The organism is Acinetobacter calcoaceticus ANC 3811, from assembly GCF_000399665.1.
Lineage (GTDB): Bacteria > Pseudomonadota > Gammaproteobacteria > Pseudomonadales > Moraxellaceae > Acinetobacter > Acinetobacter calcoaceticus_B.
Genome location: NZ_KB976986.1, coordinates 2,628,150 through 2,647,019 on the forward strand (window position 1 = coordinate 2,628,150; position 18,870 = coordinate 2,647,019).

Annotated in this window: 16 protein-coding genes; 12 read left to right on the forward strand and 4 right to left on the reverse strand. The window is 41.1% G+C overall.

Going from position 1 to position 18,870, the window contains the following annotated elements; genetic code table 11:
* The first annotated feature begins 8 nt into the window (after positions 1–8).
* The 3 genes from F935_RS13565 (at position 9) to F935_RS13575 (ending at position 3,477) form a co-directional block, all read left to right on the forward strand.
* Complete coding sequence (locus F935_RS13565) at positions 9–1,628, forward strand: ABC1 kinase family protein (protein ID WP_016139423.1); 1,620 nt, start codon at positions 9–11, stop codon at positions 1,626–1,628.
* Positions 1,629–1,751: 123 nt separating this feature from the next.
* Positions 1,752–3,065 carry an FAD-dependent oxidoreductase gene (locus F935_RS13570; protein WP_016139424.1) on the forward strand — a complete coding sequence of 438 codons (1,314 nt, stop codon included), beginning with the start codon at positions 1,752–1,754 and terminating at the stop codon, positions 3,063–3,065.
* A 25-nt stretch (positions 3,066–3,090) separates the two neighbouring features.
* Positions 3,091–3,477, forward strand: coding sequence for a VOC family protein (locus F935_RS13575; protein ID WP_016139425.1), 387 nt, complete (start codon positions 3,091–3,093; stop codon positions 3,475–3,477).
* Position 3,478: 1 nt separating this feature from the next.
* Here F935_RS13575 and F935_RS13580 read toward each other — a convergent pair whose 3' ends face one another.
* A complete protein-coding gene (locus tag F935_RS13580; RefSeq protein ID WP_016139426.1) occupies positions 3,479–3,745 on the reverse strand; it encodes a hypothetical protein in 267 nt (88 codons plus the stop codon).
* Positions 3,746–3,958: 213 nt separating this feature from the next.
* Between F935_RS13580 and hisIE the strand changes: the two genes are divergently transcribed.
* From hisIE to F935_RS13625, 9 genes are all read left to right on the forward strand, one after another.
* Positions 3,959–4,726: a bifunctional phosphoribosyl-AMP cyclohydrolase/phosphoribosyl-ATP diphosphatase HisIE gene (gene hisIE, locus F935_RS13585; RefSeq protein ID WP_016139427.1), complete on the forward strand. Its 768-nt coding sequence runs from the start codon at positions 3,959–3,961 to the stop codon at positions 4,724–4,726.
* 9 nt (positions 4,727–4,735) lie between these two features.
* Positions 4,736–6,238 carry a UvrD-helicase domain-containing protein gene (locus F935_RS13590; protein ID WP_016139428.1) on the forward strand — a complete coding sequence of 501 codons (1,503 nt, stop codon included), beginning with the start codon at positions 4,736–4,738 and terminating at the stop codon, positions 6,236–6,238.
* Positions 6,239–6,261: 23 nt separating this feature from the next.
* A complete protein-coding gene (locus tag F935_RS13595; protein ID WP_016139429.1) occupies positions 6,262–7,653 on the forward strand; it encodes an AAA family ATPase in 1,392 nt (463 codons plus the stop codon).
* Positions 7,654–7,969: 316 nt separating this feature from the next.
* Positions 7,970–10,822 carry a monovalent cation/H+ antiporter subunit A gene (locus F935_RS13600; protein WP_035366284.1) on the forward strand — a complete coding sequence of 951 codons (2,853 nt, stop codon included), beginning with the start codon at positions 7,970–7,972 and terminating at the stop codon, positions 10,820–10,822.
* Positions 10,819–11,187, forward strand: a complete 369-nt coding sequence (locus F935_RS13605; RefSeq protein WP_003654595.1) for a Na+/H+ antiporter subunit C — start codon at positions 10,819–10,821, stop codon at positions 11,185–11,187. Before F935_RS13600 ends, F935_RS13605 begins: the two co-directional genes overlap by 4 nt.
* A complete protein-coding gene (locus tag F935_RS13610) occupies positions 11,187–12,998 on the forward strand; it encodes a monovalent cation/H+ antiporter subunit D (RefSeq protein WP_016139431.1) in 1,812 nt (603 codons plus the stop codon). The genes F935_RS13605 and F935_RS13610 overlap by 1 nt, the downstream gene beginning before the upstream one ends.
* Positions 12,999–13,000: 2 nt before the next feature.
* Positions 13,001–13,528: a Na+/H+ antiporter subunit E gene (locus tag F935_RS13615; protein ID WP_005301847.1), complete on the forward strand. Its 528-nt coding sequence runs from the start codon at positions 13,001–13,003 to the stop codon at positions 13,526–13,528.
* Complete coding sequence (locus tag F935_RS13620) at positions 13,525–13,800, forward strand: monovalent cation/H+ antiporter subunit F (protein WP_004795001.1); 276 nt, start codon at positions 13,525–13,527, stop codon at positions 13,798–13,800. The genes F935_RS13615 and F935_RS13620 overlap by 4 nt, the downstream gene beginning before the upstream one ends.
* 12 nt (positions 13,801–13,812) lie before the next feature.
* A complete protein-coding gene (locus F935_RS13625; RefSeq protein WP_016139432.1) occupies positions 13,813–14,217 on the forward strand; it encodes a Na+/H+ antiporter subunit G in 405 nt (134 codons plus the stop codon).
* A gap of 54 nt (positions 14,218–14,271) precedes the next feature.
* Here the strand turns inward: F935_RS13625 and F935_RS13630 are convergent, their stop codons facing one another.
* From F935_RS13630 to nusA, 3 genes are read right to left on the reverse strand one after another with little or no spacing between them, the layout of a single operon-like run.
* The gene (locus tag F935_RS13630) at positions 14,272–14,673 is read right to left on the reverse strand and encodes a ribosome-binding factor A (RefSeq protein ID WP_016139433.1); all 402 of its coding nucleotides are present in this window, start codon (positions 14,671–14,673) and stop codon (positions 14,272–14,274) included.
* Entirely contained in the window at positions 14,673–17,372 is a 2,700-nt protein-coding gene (gene infB / locus F935_RS13635; protein ID WP_016139434.1) for a translation initiation factor IF-2, read from the reverse strand. The genes F935_RS13630 and infB overlap by 1 nt, the downstream gene beginning before the upstream one ends.
* Before the next feature lie 10 nt (positions 17,373–17,382).
* Positions 17,383–18,867, reverse strand: a complete 1,485-nt coding sequence (gene nusA / locus F935_RS13640) for a transcription termination factor NusA (RefSeq protein WP_016139435.1) — start codon at positions 18,865–18,867, stop codon at positions 17,383–17,385.
* Between the last annotated feature and the right edge of the window lie 3 nt (positions 18,868–18,870).

An 18,870-nucleotide genomic window follows, 5' to 3' on the forward strand; every position in this document is an offset into this window, starting at 1 on the left:
GACTGTATATGATTCCGCACGTTTCACGGTTACTCGAACTTTGGCGTATTGCAGCGCACTATAGACTCGATACGTTGTTCCCTGCGGATGAATTACCAGTTAAAGCTCAACGTGCATTAAGTGTTATTAAAATGCACCCAGCTGCATGGTCTAGTCGCGAACGTAAAAATCCTTTAAAGCTCAAAGAAGCTTTAGAAGAGATGGGGCCGCTCGCAATTAAGCTTGGACAATTACTGTCAACTCGACGTGATTTGATTCCACCTGAAATACTTGCTCAATTGGTCTTACTTCAAGATCAAGTAAAACCGTTTGATATCAATGTTGCCAAACAACGTATTCAAGAATCGTTAAAAGCTGACGTAAATACCTTGTTTGCACGATTTGATGACCAGCCATTAGCAGCTGCTTCAATTGCACAAGTTCATACTGCTGCTTTGCATGATGGTCGTGAAGTCGTTATTAAGGTGACTCGTCCCGACATTCGCAACCAGATTTTGCAAGACTTTGAAATTTTGGCATGGCTAGGCAACACACTAGAAAGCCGCCTTGAAGCTGCTCGCGCCTTACATCTCTCTGAAATTATTCAAGACTACCGCCAGATTATTTTAAATGAGCTGGACTTGAGTATGGAAGCAGATAACACCCGTCGTATGCGCCATTATTTTACTGGCTCAACCATGATGTATGTGCCTGAAGTCTACATGGACACCAAAGATGTCATGGTGGCAGAGCGTATTACAGGTGTACCTATTTCAGATACGGCAACCTTTGACCGTCTTGGCATGGACCGCGCACAACTTGCAGAAAAAGGATTAACCATTTTCTTTACGCAAGTATTCCGCGATAACTTTTTCCATGCCGACATGCACCCTGGCAATGTCTTTGTAGAAACAATTAACCCAAGCAATCCACGCTTTATTGCATTGGACTGTGCAATTATGGGGGAGTTATCTAAGCATGACCAGATGACCATTGCTCGCATGTTGCTTGCTGTAATGAACAGCAACTTTATGCAACTCATTCAAATTGTGCATCAAGCTGGCTGGATTCCACCGGGTACAGACCAAGATGCGCTATCGCGTGAAATGCGTCGCACGGTTGGGCCAATGGTGTCTAAACCAATGGATCAACTTGATTTTGCTGGCATCTTGATTCAAGTGATGGATATTGCCCGTCGCTTCCATTTAGAGATTCCACCGCAACTCATGTTGTTGCTAAAGACTTTAGTGCATGTCGAAGGCTTAGGGACCGATCTTTATCCGCAGCTCGACATCTGGAAATTGGCAAAACCAATTTTGACTGAATGGGTCAAAGCCAACATGAACCCAGTCAAAAATATAAAAGAGTTAGGACAGCAACTACCTGACCTGCTTTTAGGTGCTCAAGATTTCCCAAGCTTAATTGTCGATAGTTTAAATGGTTTAAAAAATCAGTCTGCTTGGCAAGACCGTCAGTTACGCGAAATGCAGCAACTTCGTTTGCAAATGGAACATCAACAACGCCGCAGTTGGATGTTCGGTAGTAGCATGCTGATTTTACTCACCATCGCGATTATTAGTCCTTGGTTTGTTTCTATTATTTTAATTGTGCTAAGCAGTTTATTAGCGCTTTGGCGTATATTGAAATAAGTTTAAAATCCCTTGCCCGCGCAAGGGATTTTTTTATGGCTAACTTTAATTTTTTAAAAAATATAGATCGCTTATTCGTTCATTGCTAAATTAGCACTCATAAATGCTTGAAAAGAACAAACAATGAAAACACCTCATTTTGCCATTATTGGTGCAGGTACTGCAGGTTTAGCCACTGCGATTTTGCTCGCCCGTGAAGGTAATAACGTTACTATTTTTGAACAAGTTGATGAGTTATCTCCAGTGGGTGCAGGTTTATTACTACAACCTGCGGGCTTAGCCGTATTTGAACATCTAGGTGTGCTCGATAAGGCCCTGACACTAGGTGCAAAAGTAACTGGCTTAGAAGGACAACTTCCCAACAAGCGTCTTTTAGTCAACAGCCACTATCATGAAGCATCCGCAAATCTCTATGGTTTAGGTATACACCGGGCCACTTTATGTCATGTACTCACACAAAAACTTAGTGAGTATGCGAGCCAAATTACTTGGTGTATGAACCATTCTGTTGAGAGCTTTGAAGAACATAATGATGAAGTTCGACTATTCGGAACTCATCAAAATCAAAAGTTTGATGCTCGGTTTGATGCCATCCTTATTGCCAATGGTGCTCGCAGCCAATTACGCCTCAAAGCATGGGTAAAGGTTGACCAAGCCTATCCTTGGGGTGCTGCATGGAGTATCGTGCCTGAGTGCCAAGTCCTCGATTCTGAAATTCTGCATCAATTTTATGATCGCTCGAAGATTATGATGGGAATTCTTCCTACAGGAGCGATTCCAACAGAACCGCAACAGCGCCTTTCAAGCATATTCTGGAGTTTACCGACTCCACAATTACAAAGCTTCTTGCAAGAGGAGCAAGCTAAACAAACTTGGTTAAAGCAAGTCTCAGAGCGCTGGCCCAAAGTTGCAGAATGGCTAAAAGAGATTTTGTATAACAGTCAAACTCAACCTAAATGGCTATCTGCAAACTACCGTGATGTAGTTATGACTCAATTTGGTCAAGGTCGAGTTGGTGTGATTGGAGATGCAGCTCATGCAATGAGTCCACAGTTGGGGCAAGGTGCAAATATGGCATTATTAGATGCTTGGGCTTTTTCCCAGTCATTGCAACAAGCCAAGAAGAACCAGAATATTGACTGGCCCCTGCTCTGGCAGCATTACCACCTGCTTCGCCGCTCATCCACCCAGTTTTATCAATTTTTTAGTCGCCTATTAACGCCCCTTTATCAATCTGACCACTGGTGGACTGGAGGTTTAAGAGATCTTGTTTTTCCTTGGATGTATCAAATTCCTTATTTTCGAAAAGAAATGGCAATCACGATTTCGGGCTTAAAGACAGGTCCATTCCAGCAAATTGATTATGATCAAGTCGCTCAAGCACCTAAAGAAAGCCCTGCTTTTAATTTAAAAAATGAATCTTTGTCTGACTATTAACCCAAACAAATGAAATGAGTAACACATGAAAATCAGCCATCTTGATCATCTTGTTTTAACCGTCTCAAATATTGAAACTACCTGTAATTTCTATCAAACCGTATTAGGGTTGAAGGTCATCACTTTTAAAGGTGATAGAAAGGCTCTACAGTTTGGAAATCAAAAAATAAATTTACACCAGCAAGGTAACGAGTTTGAACCTAAGGCATTACAGCCGACTCCCGGATCTGCTGACCTATGTTTTATTTCAGAAACTCCCATTTCCGAAGTGATTGCGCACCTTAATCAATTAAATATTACAATTGAGGAAGGCCCTGTTGAACGTACGGGTGCAGTGCATCCCATTCTTTCAGTTTATATTCGCGATCCAGATCAAAATTTAATTGAGATTTCAAACAATATAAAGTTATAAGTCACTTATAGTTTGCAGGGATATTTTTTAATTGTTTTTCAATATCCCAATCTTTGGGTTTCTCTTTTACTGTCCACCAATTAGCGCCTGCCTCCAACCATTTCTTGCGGTACGCTTTTACAGATGCTTTAGTATAATCCTCATATCCAAATTCAACACCACAACAATCACAAATGTCAAAATTTGGATTTTCCCCATTTTCACCCCATGGTTCTTCAGGTTGTATAAGCCCACATACTCGACAAGCAAAATTTTCTATTTTATCCAAAATTTATTTTTCCTAAGTTATACAATACGCTTAGATAATTTTATAATAACGATGACCTCGAAAATCAAAATTAATTTGAACAACTCTTAAATTACAATTTACTCATATCTATCTTATAGACAAATCATATAACCGATTTTTTATACAACAAGCATAGCCAACCCTAAGCACAAACGCTACACTAGCTGCTTTCCACCCAATGGATTTCCACTCATGTCAAACTGGTTAGATGAAGTTAAATTTGATTCCAATGGTCTTATCCCTGCCATTGCTCAACATCATCAAACCGGACGTATTTTGATGGTGGCGTGGATGAACCGTGAAGCACTCGCGCTCACAGCAGAAAAAAATCAGGCTGTTTATTTCTCTCGCTCTCGCCAAAAACTTTGGCACAAGGGTGAAGAATCCGGCCATTTTCAAACAGTTTATGAAATTCGTCTGGACTGTGATGGCGACGTGATTGTGCTACAAATTGAACAACACGGTGGTATTGCATGCCATACAGGTCGTGAGTCTTGTTTCTATCGTAAACTCACACCGCAGGGCTGGGAAATTGTCGATGCACAATTAAAAGATCCTACAGCAATTTATGGTGACAAAGCTAAAACTGAAGCACATGATCATGCTCACACCACAGAACAAGTTGATGTACTTGCTCACTTAGGGCAATTGATGCAAGAGCGTAAGCAAGCTGAAGCAGATACTTCATATGTTGCAAGCCTCTACAAAAAAGGCATCAATAAAATCTTAGAAAAAGTGGGTGAAGAAAGTGTAGAAGCCATTATTGCTGCTAAAGATTTTGCTGCGCAAGATTCAGAAGCACACTTAAACGATCTCGTTTATGAAACAGCAGATTTGTGGTTCCATACTATTGTCATGTTGGGTTATTTCGATATTAATCCACACGTTATTATTGAAGAATTAGCCCGTCGTCAGGGTTTATCGGGTTTAGTTGAAAAAGCTAACCGCAACAAGGTATAAAATCACTCAGTGTCGAATATTGAAAAACCTAAAGCCACCTATGAGCAAGCCATTGCCATAGATAACGCACGTCTTGGGCAGTCATTTAAAGTGATTGCCTATGCTGGCACAGGTAAAACCACCACTTTACAAATGATTAGCGATGCTATGCCTGAACGGCGTGGTATGTATCTAGCATTCAACAAAGCTATTGCTGGTGAAGCACAAAACAAATTCCATCGTAATGTGGACTGTCGTACTTTTCACTCGCTCGCTTTTCGTAGCGTGCCGCGCGGTGTAACTGACAAATTACGTCTACCACGACTAAGCCCAAGTTTTATTGCTAAAGAATATCGACTAGAACCCATTACGCTACGACGTATGATGGGTGGGCGTTACGAGAAATATGTCTTGATGCCAAGCCGTCTAGCGAGCCTTGTAGCAAATGCAGTGAGCTATTTCTGTTCAACAAGCTCTCAATATCCGGCACCTCGACATATTCAGGCACCTAACTGGTTACATCCAGACGATATTATCGAATTACAAAATCACCTTTACCCTGCTGTCGAACGACGTTGGTTAGAATCGATTGACCAAAACCATCAAGCTGGTATTGGGCATGATATTTACCTCAAACTTTGGGCATTGTCTGAGCCAAACATTCCTACTGACTATGTATTGTTTGATGAAGCACAAGATGCTGACCCTCTAATGCTAGGCATTCTGCTTCGCCAAAAAAATACTCAAGTTATTTATGTCGGTGATGCACATCAACAAATCTACGCTTGGCGTGGTGCAATTAATGCCATGCAACAATTGCCCTTGCCGGAATCTCGATTAACCACTTCTTTTCGTTTTGGCGAAACGATTGCCGATGTAGCCAATGCACTGCTTGGCGGTTTAAATGAAACTGTTCCCTTACTTGGCAATCCAAACCAGAAATCAAGTGTAGTGAATAAACCGCACACCAAAATGCGTGATGCGATTTTATGCCGCACCAATGCTCGTGCAATGGAACTTTTATTAGCAGGTTTGGTTCATGGCGACAAAGTAAGTTTGCAAGCTGACCATCAAAAACTAAACCGTTTTGTAGATGCCGCAAGCCTCTTAAAGCAAGGAAAACGAGTTACTGATGTTCCTGAATTGGCGTGGTTTAACTCATGGCACGATGTACATGAGTACTGTGAAACCAATGAAGGAAGTGACATTAAACCATTGGTTAAACTGGTTGATGATCACGGCACTGACCCACTAAAAAAAGCACTTGCAAAGATTACTCCGATTGAGCAAGCTGATTATGTCATCTCTACAGCTCACAAAGCGAAAGGGCTAGAATGGAATCGCGTTCATATTGAAGATGACTATCAATTTAAAATTAATGGTTTGGAACACAAGATTACTGATGAAGAATTAAGATTACTTTACGTTGCCTGTACTCGTGCTAAAGTAAGTTTAAATATCCATCATCTTTATGATCTGATACAACAATTAAAACTAAGGGCGCCTTTAAGTCTTCGTCAATCGGTTGGTTGAAGCGCTCATAATTAGGTGAGCCTATGAAACTTGAATCTGTCCAATTTAAACATATTGCTCTATTCCACGACCTTAAAATACAGTTTCAATATGAAAAACAGCCGATTACCTTAATTTTAGGTGAACAAGCAACGGGTAAAAGTATGTTGCTCAAACATACTTACCATGCTCTAACTTGGTTCCCTGCCCGTTTTAAAGATTTACGTAGTCCCGGTATTGTTATGCCTGACCAAGACATTACTCAATCACGTCTACAGTCAAAAATTGAAGTGACCCTTCAAGTTCCACCAGAAATTGGCTCTTTACCAGAAAGTACTTCTGCACAAGAGGTAAATTCTTCGCTGTGTAGCTGGAAACTTTTTAAGACCCTAAATTCAAGTGGCATTGGAATCAGCCAAGTTGAAACTCAGCAACTTGACCAGACTATGGCTCTTTATCAACAAATCATCAAAAAAGATCCATTACAAGGATTACCCTTAGTCGCTTACTATCCAGCCGAGCGATTTGTAAATGATATTAATCTGCTCAATAAAAATTTACCCGGCATAACTCAAGCCATTTCAGCCTATGATATTAGTCCAGTTCCGTTCACAACCTTCACTCGTTTTTTTGAATGGTTACGTGAAATTAGTGATATCGAAAATGCTCAAGCTGCACATTTAGTACAACGCATTAAATCTAAGCAATCAGATCCACAAGATCAGACAGAACTATTAAATGAGCTTCAAAAAGAGTTATCTGGGCAACCTAAACAGCTCACCTCACCTAATCTCTATGCTCTCAAAAATGCATTAAATATTGTTTTGCCAGAGCTCAAAGACTTATATCTGCAATATCAGCCTAGGCTTCAACTCATGGCTGACTATGATGGTCAAACCCTGCCTTTTCAGCAACTTTCCAACACCACAAAAACATGGATTGCTTTAGTAGGCGATATTGCCCGCAGACTCTGTTTACTCAATCCGTTAAGCCTAAATCCTTGCCTTGAAGGTGAAGGAATTTTATTGATCGATCAAATTGACGCACAACTCGATGCACAGCATTGTTCAGAAATTTTAAACAAACTCCATCAGGCATTTCCACGCTTACAAATTATTGCAACTGGAAGTCGTGAAGAGTTATTAGAACATGCCTCGGCTTATCAATGTTTAAAATTAGAGCATGGTAAAATTAGCCATCTTGATTTAAATACTACCAAACAACAGCTTGAACACATCTATACATTACTCCAAAGAAGCGAGTCATTGGTTCCACATATAGAAACACAGCTTCCAAGCTTAATAGACCCTATTCCCTCTCCAGCACAGATTGATATTTTATTTCAGCAGATTCAAGGTTTAAATGAACAACAAAAAAATGAATTGCTACGCATGATACATGCAGGAGACACACCAGAAGAAAGCCCTTCTGTTTAAATTTTATAATCAATCAACTCTGTTTTGATAATTAAAAAGCAGAGCCACAAAATATATGGTTGAGTCAGATTTTTTAGCTTCAAAAATAACTAGATGTTGTTACTACATGTAATAACATCAGATTTTTACTGCTTTTTTAGTGTACAATAAATTTCATTTTGCGTTTTTATTCTTCAAGTTGCGCAATACAACTTGTTTCTCGCTTTATTTTCTAATTTGGTCGGGTTTTCAGAATAACAAAGCCTTGGAACTCTCTTTGAATTCCTATCTATTCTGAAATTAAAAATTCACCTTTAGGTTTCGGCCTAAATCACATATGGATACGAGTGTGCTACCGATAATTATCTTATTACCGTTAATATTAGGCACCACCCTTGTTTCATTGCTTCAACGGTTCTCGCGTGGAGTAACGGCTTTAGGGGCAATTGGAGTCAGTTTAACCAGTTTTGGTTTATTACTGACTCAAGCTAAAACTGTGCTTGGTGGTGCAAGCATTCAACAAAGCTGGGATTGGTTACCTCAACTAGGAATTAATCTAAGCTTCAGACTCGATGCTCTTGGTTTACTATTTTCTTTACTTATTACCGGTATCGGTACCCTCATTTATATATACGCCTATTACTATCTTGGGCCTAAAAATTCTTTAAGCAAACTCTATGCTTTACTCATGCTGTTTATGGCAGCAATGCTGGGAATTTCGCTCTCTAATAATCTTATTATTTTATTAGTCTTTTGGGAGCTCACCAGTATTTCATCTTTCTTATTAGTGGGTTACTGGAGTCATTATGAAGCTGCTCAACGCGGCTCTCGAATGGCGCTCACCATTACAGGGATGGGCGGTTTAGCGTTGTTGGGTGGATTTGTTCTATTAGGACAAATCACTGGGACCTATGAAATTAGTGACATCATGGGCATGAAAGACACCATTCAAGCTCATGCTCTATTTGTTCCAATGCTATTACTTATTTTGCTTGGTGCATTTACAAAGAGTGCTCAGTTCCCATTTCATTTTTGGTTACCAAATGCAATGGCAGCACCAACACCAGTGTCTGCCTACCTACACTCTGCGACCATGGTAAAAGCAGGTATTTTTCTACTTGCCCGCTTACTGCCAATTTTTGTAGGCGCTGCGATCTATCACAATATTGTGACATTTATCGGCCTATTTACACTTTGTATGGCGGCATGTTTTGCCATTTTTAAAGAAGATTTAAAAGGACTATTAGCCTATTCAACGATTAGTCATTTAGGACTCATTGTTTGTTTACTTGGTATCGGTTCGCCTTTAGCAGTTGCCGCTGCTATTTTTCATATTATTAACCATGCAACATTTAAAGCTGCACTCTTTATGATTGCAGGGATCATTGACCATGAAACGGGTACACGTGATCTTCGAAAACTCAGTGGTATTTGGCAATTACTTCCTTTCACTGCCACATTAACCATGATCACCGCTGCCTCTATGGCAGGTGTACCGCTCACCAATGGCTTTATTTCTAAAGAGATGTTCTTTACCGAGCTATTGGCGAATCTTTCAGGTTCAGCAGTTATCTTTGCCAGCATTATTGCAACGCTTGCTGGTATTTTTGCAGTGAGTTATTCAATCCGCTTAGTGCACGGCGTGTTTTTTGACGGTCCGATTGGTAAACAAGTGCCAAATAAAGATGCACATGAACCGCCTATGGGCATGCGCGCACCTGCTCTTCTTCTTGCTGTGCTATGTATCTTGGTCGGTGTTCTACCTTCTTTGTTGGTAGAACCACTAGTAAATAGCGTAACGAGAGCAAGCTTGATGCAACCAGAATTTGCAGGAACTCATCTTGCGATTTGGCACGGATTCAATGCTCCTCTAGTGATGAGTATTATTGCTTTAGTCGGCGGATCACTCTTCTATTTTGCTTTAGCAAAAGATGGCATGATTCGTAAAATTGACCTTGACCCACGTCTTGGTAGATTACAAGGCCGCATTTTATTTGATTTATTTTTAAAACATCTGTTGCTTACAAGCCGAAAAATTAAACAAAAAACCGAAAATGGCTCATTGCAAAGTTACTTGTTCATGATCATTGCTTTTAGCGTCATCATGGTCACTATGCCGCTACTTAATCAAGGGCTCACTACAGGCACACGTGAACTTACTCATGCCCCATGGATTGCTATTGTTCTCTGGCTGACTTTATTCTCAGGTTGCTGGATGATGCTGTGGTTCCATCATGAGCGTATTAAAGCAGTCCTTATTAGTGGTGCAATTGGTCTAGTGGTAACGATGGTGTTTGTCACCATGTCGGCTCCAGATTTAGCACTGACTCAAATTACTGTGGATGTTGTAACCACTGTTCTCTTATTAATGAGTTTATCTTTACTTCCACAGCTAACGCCGTATGAATCTCTTCGCTCAAGACGTTTAAGAGATGCTGCTTTAGCGATTATTGGAGGTTTAGGGATAGGCTGGATTGCGTGGCTGATTTTAACCCGTGATCATAATTCGATTTCATGGTTCTTTGCGCAGCAGTCTTTACCACTCGGTGGTGGCTCAAATATTGTAAATGTCATTTTAGTTGACTTCCGTGGTTTCGATACCTTTGGTGAAATTACAGTGCTAGGCATTGCTGCTATTGGTTCACTTTGCCTCATGGATGGTATGCGTGTACATGGTACAACCATAACCCAAGGTCTCACCTACCGTTTTAATCCATCTCCGCTCATGTTTCGTATTACAGCCTCTTGGGTATTACCATTAGCACTTGTCGTAAGTGTTTATATCTTTATGCGAGGCCATAACTATCCGGGCGGTGGCTTTATTGCAGGTCTAATCACCTCAATGGCGCTAATTATTCAATATATAGCGCTAGGTCAAGACCAAACTGAACAATTGCTCAAAGTAAAATCAGGTCGTCTTTACGAAGTGTGGATTGGTTCAGGTTTAACCATTGCTGGGCTTACTGGTGTAGCTGCATGGTTCTGGCTACGCCCATTCCTCACTAGCGCACATGTGTATGTTGAATTACCCATTCTAGGGAAACTACATTTAGCTTCAGCTGCAAGTTTTGACTTAGGCGTTTATATCACCGTAGTTGGTGCAACGATGTTGCTCATCTCGGTATTGGGAGATTCTCGCCACTCAAGCATGGCTGGTCCTGTAGTACCACATCGGGAGGAATCATCATGATCAGTTTAGAATTCTTATTGGCTTCTGCGATTGGTTTACTTGTTGCCACAGGTATTTATCTGATTTTACGTGCTCGTACTTTCCCTGTCGTGCTTGGATTAGCTGTAATTGGCTATGCTGTAAACCTATTTTTATTTGCGATGGGCCGGTTACAAATTAGCTCACCCGCAATTTTAACTGAAACAACAAAAATAACCGATCCACTTCCTCAAGCGCTGGTTTTAACAGCTATTGTAATCGGTTTTGCAACCACCGCTTTTATTGTACAACTGGCACTGCGTAGCCGTTATGAATCAGGTAGTGATCATGTTGATGCTAAAGAAGACATCTCTCCAACATACGACCCACGCGAGGATGAGCCGTAATGTTTGATTTTTTATCTTTCTGGCAAGAACATGCGCCGATTTTTAGCATTCTCATTCCGGCATTTACTGCTTTTATCTTATTACTGCTAGGCAACCCAGGAGCTGGTGCTTTAAAAGATGACTGGCGACAACCATGGCGTCGTGGCATTAGTCTTGTTTCCGCAATTGCTGGATTAATTACTGCAATTGTATATTTGAGCTTTGCAAGCACAGGCCAAATTACCACTTACCAGTTGAGTGAATGGTCAGCACCGTTTGGTATTGTGCTCGTGTTAGATCGTCTTTCTGCTTTTATGCTGGTACTGACCTATGCGTTAGTCGTCCCAGTTCTATGGTATGCAAGCGACAATTGGGATACCCGTGGTCGCTATTTCCATGCCATGGTGCATTTCTTGTTAATGGGTATCTGCGGAGCATTTTTAACAGGCGATTTATTTAACCTTTTCGTCTTTTTTGAAATCTTGTTGATGGCTTCGTATGTTTTGCTTTTACATGGGCAAGGCAAACCACGTTTTCAGCTTGGTGTTCACTATATCATTATCAATCTTTTAGCCTCTGCCCTATTCTTAATCGGCCTTGGTATGATTTATGGCAGTGTAGGTAGCCTCAACATGGCTGATGTTTCACGCCTTATTCCGACACTTGAAGCAGATCAACACAAATTAGCCGTAGCAGGCGCCCTACTTTTATTTGTAGTGTTTGGCATTAAAGCAGCGATGCTTCCTGTAGGTTTTTGGCTACCAAAAACTTATGCTGTTGCAAGTACACCTGTGGCTGCAATTTTCACCATTATGACCAAGGTCGGAATCTATTCGATTTTGCGTGTAAATGGAACAGTATTTGACGATGCACTTAGTCAAGAAATCTTAAAAAGCTGGTTACTTCCGATTGGTTTGATTACTTCACTTTACGGTGTGATTGCAGCAATTGGAGCAGATCGTTTACGTCGCTTTGTCGGCTTTATGGTTCTTTCTTCAATTGGTACCTTGCTCACAGCAATTGCCATGTCGAATACACAAGCATGGTCTGGTGCTTTATATTACTTAGTACACAGTACATTAATTGGCGCGGCTTTTTATCTATTTTGTGGATGGATAACTTCACAACGTGGAGATTTTAAAGATCATTTAAAAGTTGCCCCACGAATCAAACAAGAAAAAGCGGCTATGCTGACTTATTTCTTGATTGCCATGATGCTCGCAGGTTTACCACCTTTTAGTGGTTTCCTTGGAAAAGTATTTATCCTACAAGCGACAGTCGAAGCCAGCTACCAAGGTTGGATCATTGGTGTTGTGCTTGTTGTGAGCCTATTAAGTATTATTGCTCTAACACGAGTTGGTTTTATCTTGTTCTGGCGAGCAACACCACCAGAGGAAGATCCAATCCATCCGGCTTATATTCTTTATCGAGCATTACCAGAACGAGCACCACCACGTAATGATCAAGTGATTTATGTGTTACTTGCCGGCTTAATCGCTTATGTCGTCTTCGCTGCACCTATTCAGCATTACACATTAAGTACTGCCCAGCAGATTCAAGACCATGCACTTTACCAACGCACTATTCTTAAAGTAGATAAAAATGGTGAAGCTATCAGCGTACAACCATTTGACCCTGCTTACCTACCAGAAACTAAATATGGTGGTGAGGTTGAAGATCATAATGCTTACCTCGTTCCAGATATTATTTCGAAAGATACCTTCAATGGTGAACATATTTCGGAATATAAACTTCGACAAATTCAGCAACAGGACAAACTACAAACGCCTACCATTGTTGATGAAAGTCAATTGAAACCTATGGAGCCATAAAAATGCAGTTATCTCATTTGCTTGAACGCTGGTTTCCACATCCATTTGTTTCCGTTCTTATCATTTTATTTTGGCTGATGCTGTCACATAGTCTTGATGCTAGTGACATTCTGACGGCAGTACTGCTGGGTTTAATTATTCCTCGTTTAGTCAAACCGTTTATCACCCGCACACCCCATATTCACTGGAAGCCAGCTATTAAATTATGCTTTGTGGTTCTTTGGGATATTGTTATTTCTAACTTTCGAGTGGCAAAACTCGTTTTAGGACCTACCAAAAATTTACACCCTAAATGGTATCGTGTGCCACTAGAAACAGAGCATGAGCAGGTCAATACTTTACTAGCAATGATCATTACCACAACGCCTGGTACGGTTTCTGCGGGTATTGATCAGGAACGTGGAGATATTCTAGTTCATGCTTTGAGCACGGATAATACCGAATCTGATATTGAAGACATCAAACAACGTTATGAAATTCCACTTATGGAAATTTTTGATGTAAAAAGCAAAACGGAGGCAAGTGCATGACCATCCTACCCTATGCTCTAGGTATTAGCTCAATTGCCATTACAATCTCTATGCTACTTTGCCTCTTCAGATTGGTCATAGGCCCATCAATTGTAGATCGGCTTTTAGCACTCGATACTCTCTTCTTAAATGCAACTTGCCTCATTGTTGTTTTAGGCATTTATTGGATGACGACCTCTTTATTTGAAGGAGCCCTATTGGTTGCGATGCTAGGTTTCGTATCTACAGCAGCTTTAGCACGTTACTTCACAACTGGTCACGTAATCGATTAAGGAGAGATCAAAATGCAGTTCGTAATGGAAATTATTGTTTCGGTCTTTCTGGTTGTTGGTGCTTTCTTTATGTTGGTCGGCTCGATTGGCATGGTGCGCTTGCCTGACTTATTCATGCGTTTACACGCACCCACAAAGTCGAGTACGTTAGGATTAGGTAGCTTTTTAATTGCATCCATGATCTTTTTTGCTTTTCAAGGCCGCTTTGGTTTTGCCGAGCTACTGATCACACTTTTAGCTTTTATTACCGCACCGGTTTCCGCAAACTTAATTGCCCAAGCTGCGCTACATTTACGTTTGCGCTCATTGAGCGGAGAAGTTCCTGAGTCAATTGAACGCCCCTTGCCATGGGACCGTTATAAAATTGGACAGCGTTTCTCGCAAAATAAACCGCCTATGGACCCTCCTAAAGAATAAGAAAAAGCCAACCAATAAAAAAGCCACCCGAAGGTGGCTTTTTTATTTTTAATCTTACTGTTCTTCATCTGATTCGCGTTTCGGTAAATCATTTACCGCTTTCTCGATCAGACCAAACATATAGTTACCATAAGCATTGGTCTTGTCATAATGGAAACGCAATCTTGGCGTAATACGTGTCTTGATACGACGGCTCAATTCATGACGCAAGAAACCAGAAGCTTTATTCAACACCTCTAAAGTTTCTTTATTTGCTGCTTCACTTTGCTCATCGCCAAGCTCACGTCCCATTACTGTGACATAAACTTCAGCATAACCCATGTCTGCACTGACTTTCACCGCAGAGATGGTCACTAGACCACCTAAGCGAGGATCTTTAAGCTCCTGACGGATCAGCTCAGACAACTCGCGTTGCACTGAATCCGCCATGCGCTTTAAGCGTTGGCTACCCGCCATTAAAGACTCCGTTTAATCAATTGAACATCATAGACTTCAATTTTATCTTTCACTTTGATGTCTTTATAACCTTTCACCGCAAGACCACATTCCATACCGGCACGAACATCTTCAACCACTTCTTTATAGCGACGAAGAGATTCAAGCTCACCTTGGAACACAACCACGTCATCACGTAATACGCGAATCGGTTTATTACGATGCAATACACCTTCAAGTACCATACAGCCTGCTGCCGCACCAAACTTACTTGAGTGGAATACTTCACGTACTTCAGCAACACCCAAGATAGTTTCACGATGTTCAGGAGCAAGTTTACCACTCATGGCATCTTTCACATCATCAATCAATTCATAGATGATGCTGTAGTAACGAATATCGATACCGTCTTGGTCACTTCTCTGACGAGCAGTCGTATCAGCACGAACGTTAAAGCCCAACAATACAGCTTCTGAAGATTCAGCAAGAATCACATCAGACTCAGTAATCGCACCAACACCAGAACTAATTACACGAACTTTTACTTCATCAGTAGATAATTCAAGTAAAGCTGCATTCAATGCTTCTAAAGTACCACGTACGTCTGTTCTTAAAACAACGTTCACTGTAGGGACATCTTTTTTGCCCATTGACGACATGATATTTTCAAGACGCATTGCGCTTTGACGATCAATACGTTTTTGACGTTCACGGTCAGCACGAGCATCAGCAACTTCACGTGCTTTCTTCTCGTCATTTACAACAAGAACTTCATCACCTGCCATTGGAGCTTCTGGAAGACCCAGAATTTCTACTGGAATAGATGGTCCTGCTGATTTAATAGGCTTACCATTTTCATCAGACATTGCACGTACACGACCATATGATGAACCTGCAAGAACAAGGTCACCAATGTTTAATGTACCATTTTGAACAAGAATAGAAGTTACTGCACCACGGCCTTTATCAACACGCGCTTCAATAACAACACCTTGCGCAGCACCTTCAGCAGATGCTTTTAATTCCATCAATTCTGATTGAATAAGAATTAAATCAAGGAGTTCATCAATACCTTGTCCACTGTGTGCAGAAACTTTAGCAATCGGAACATCACCACCCCATTCTTCTGGAACGATTTGTTTCGTTGTTAATTCATTTAACACACGGTCTACATCAGCAGATTCTTTATCCATCTTGTTGATTGCAACAATAATTGGAGTACCTGCTGCACGTGCATGGTCAATTGCTTCTGCAGTTTGTGGCATTACACCGTCATCTGCCGCAACAACCAATACAACGATATCCGTTGCTTTAGCACCACGTGCACGCATTGAAGTAAATGCAGCATGTCCCGGTGTATCAAGGAATGTAATGATTCCTTTGTCTGTTTCAACGTGATATGCACCAATATGCTGGGTAATACCACCTGCTTCGCCTGCCGCCACTTTCGAACGACGGATACGGTCAAGCAATGATGTTTTACCATGGTCAACGTGACCCATAATGGTAACAACTGGCGGACGAGTTGTTTGCTCACCACGTGCTTCTTCAGCCGCTTCAAGCAAGTTATCTTCCGCTTGTGTATCAGAAACTAAAACAGGGTTATGGCCCATTTCTTCAACAACAAGTGCTGCTATATCTTGATCAATAGCTTGTTCCTGATTAACCAACTCACCCATTTTCATAAGTGATTTGATAACTTCACGTACTTTAATCGCCATTTTTTGAGCAAGATCGGCAACAACAATGCTTGAACCGATTTCTACATCATAAACTTGCTTTTTAACTGGCTTTTCAAATCCATGCTTATTTGCCTGGCTTGATTTTAAACCACGTTTATTATGGTTAACAAAGCTTTGCTCTTCTTGACCACGACGACCACCTTTTTTACCCGCACGAGGGTTAGTGGTTGCACTACCGCGTTTAATTTCACGGTCTTCTTGCTTAAATGAATCTTCATAAGCTTGGCCAACTAGACCTGAAGCAAGTGGAGAATCATCAATCACACGAATTGTCGTAGTAGCCTCGTCACTTGAATACTTAGACGCCATTTTGCGCATTTGTTCAAGTGTACGTTGCTGAGCTTCTTCAGCCGCTTTACGACGCGCAGCTTCTTCAGTCGCTTTTAACTGAGCTGTTTGTGCTTCACGTGCTTTCTTTTGCTCTAATGTTTCTGCTGGTTTTGGTGCAGGTTTTACTGTACCACCACCACGTCTTTTCACTACTACAGCAGCTTTAGGAGCTGTCTGCGCAGCGCTATCTTGTTGATGAGCAACACGCATAGCATCTAAAGTTGCTTTTGCTTTTTGCTCTGTTTGAAGACGCGCGTTTTGCTGTGCAGTGTCACGCGTTTGTTGTTCTACACGTGTTTTAGCATCAGCTTCTACACGTGCTTTAGCTTCAGCTGCAATTTGTTCAGGGTTTGGTTTAGCAAAAACCTGTTTCTTACGCACTTCTACGTTAATTGTTTTTGCTTTACCCGAAGTACTTGCAACTTTAGCGGTACTGGTTGTTTTACGTTTCAACGCAATTTTTCCTGTGTTACCACTTTCCTGACCATGCACTTTTTTCAAATGATTGACTAAAGTATTCTGTTGTTCAGTGGTAATAATATCGTCTGCTGTACGTTGAGGCAAACCTGCTTCACGAGCCTGTTCTAGGAGCTTCTCAACAGGACGTTCTACACTGAGAGCTAACTCTTTAATTGACTTGTCCGTCATATTTCATCTCCTAGTTAAACCATGATTCGCGAGCTTTCATGATCAATTGACCTGCTTTTTCATGATCAAGTCCTTCAATATCAGAGATATCGTCAGTAGCCTGATCTGCCAAATCATCGACAGTAATAATACCGCGAGCGGCGAGCGAGTAAGCGATCTCAGAAGTCATGCCTTCCATTGTTAGAAGGTCTGCACTCGGTTCTTGAATATTTTCTTGCTGTTTCAAAGCATCAGTAAGTGTTGCTTCTTTTGCACGACTTTGCAATAACTCAACCAATTCGGCATCAAGCTCAATTTCGTCAAAAGTTTCAGCTGGAACATAAGCAATCTCTTCTAAAGAGGTAAAGCCCATTTCCACCAATGCCATTGCTAAATCTTCTTCAATATCGAGACGTGATACAAACATGTCAAGATATTGCTGAGCTTCATTTTGCTGACGAGCACGATACTCTTCTTCAAGCATCATGTCGAGTTTGTAGCCAGTTAAATCAGAAGCCAAGCGAACATTTTGGCCTTGTGAGCCAATCGCACGAGCCAATTGATCGCTGGTTGCAAAAATAATATCGGCACTTCTTGCATCTTCATCAAGCACAATGCCTGAAACATCAGCTGGTTCTAATGCACTTGCAATGTACTGAGCTGGATCATCAGACCAGACCACTACATCAATACGTTCACCGTTTAACTCTTGTTGTACTGCTTGAATACGCGTACCACGCATACCAATACATGCACCCACAGGGTCAATACGATGGTCATTTGTTTTCACTGCAATTTTAGCACGAACGCCTGGTTGACGTGCCGCTGCTTTAATTTCAATAATTTCTTCAGAAATCTCAGGAATTTCTTTTTTCATTAAAGCAATTAGCATTTCCGGCTTAGCGCGTGATAACAACAACTGAGCGCCACGACCTTCACGGTTCACATTGTATAAAATAGCGTTCATACGTTGTTTCGGACGAAGAATTTCTTTAGGAATCATTTCTTCGCGCGCAAGATAAGCTTCAGCGTTGTCGCCTAAATCGATAATAAAGCCATCTTTGGTTTGTTTTTTCACTTCACCGTAAATCAACTCACCAACTTTAGACTCGTATGCATCAGCAACTAAAGCACGCTCAGCTTCACGAATTTTTTGTACGATAACTTGTTTTGCAATTTGTGCAGCGATACGACCAAACTCAATAGATTCTACTTCGAGTTCACGTACATCACCAATTGACCATTTAGATGGATCAAGGTCAGAAATCGCATCTTGGCAAGCTGGCATTTCATGATCTTCATCTGCCACAACAGTCCATTGACGGAACGTGCTGTAATCACCAGTTTTACGATCGATTTCTACACGAAGCTGAGCTTCTTCAGCATGTGTACCTTCGTAAAATCTTTTCTTCGTTGCAGCAACTAGAGCTTGTTCTAAAGCCTCGAAGATCGCTTCACGACTAACACCTTTTTCATTACTAACCGTTTCAACAACGGTAAGAATTTCGCGGCCCATAAG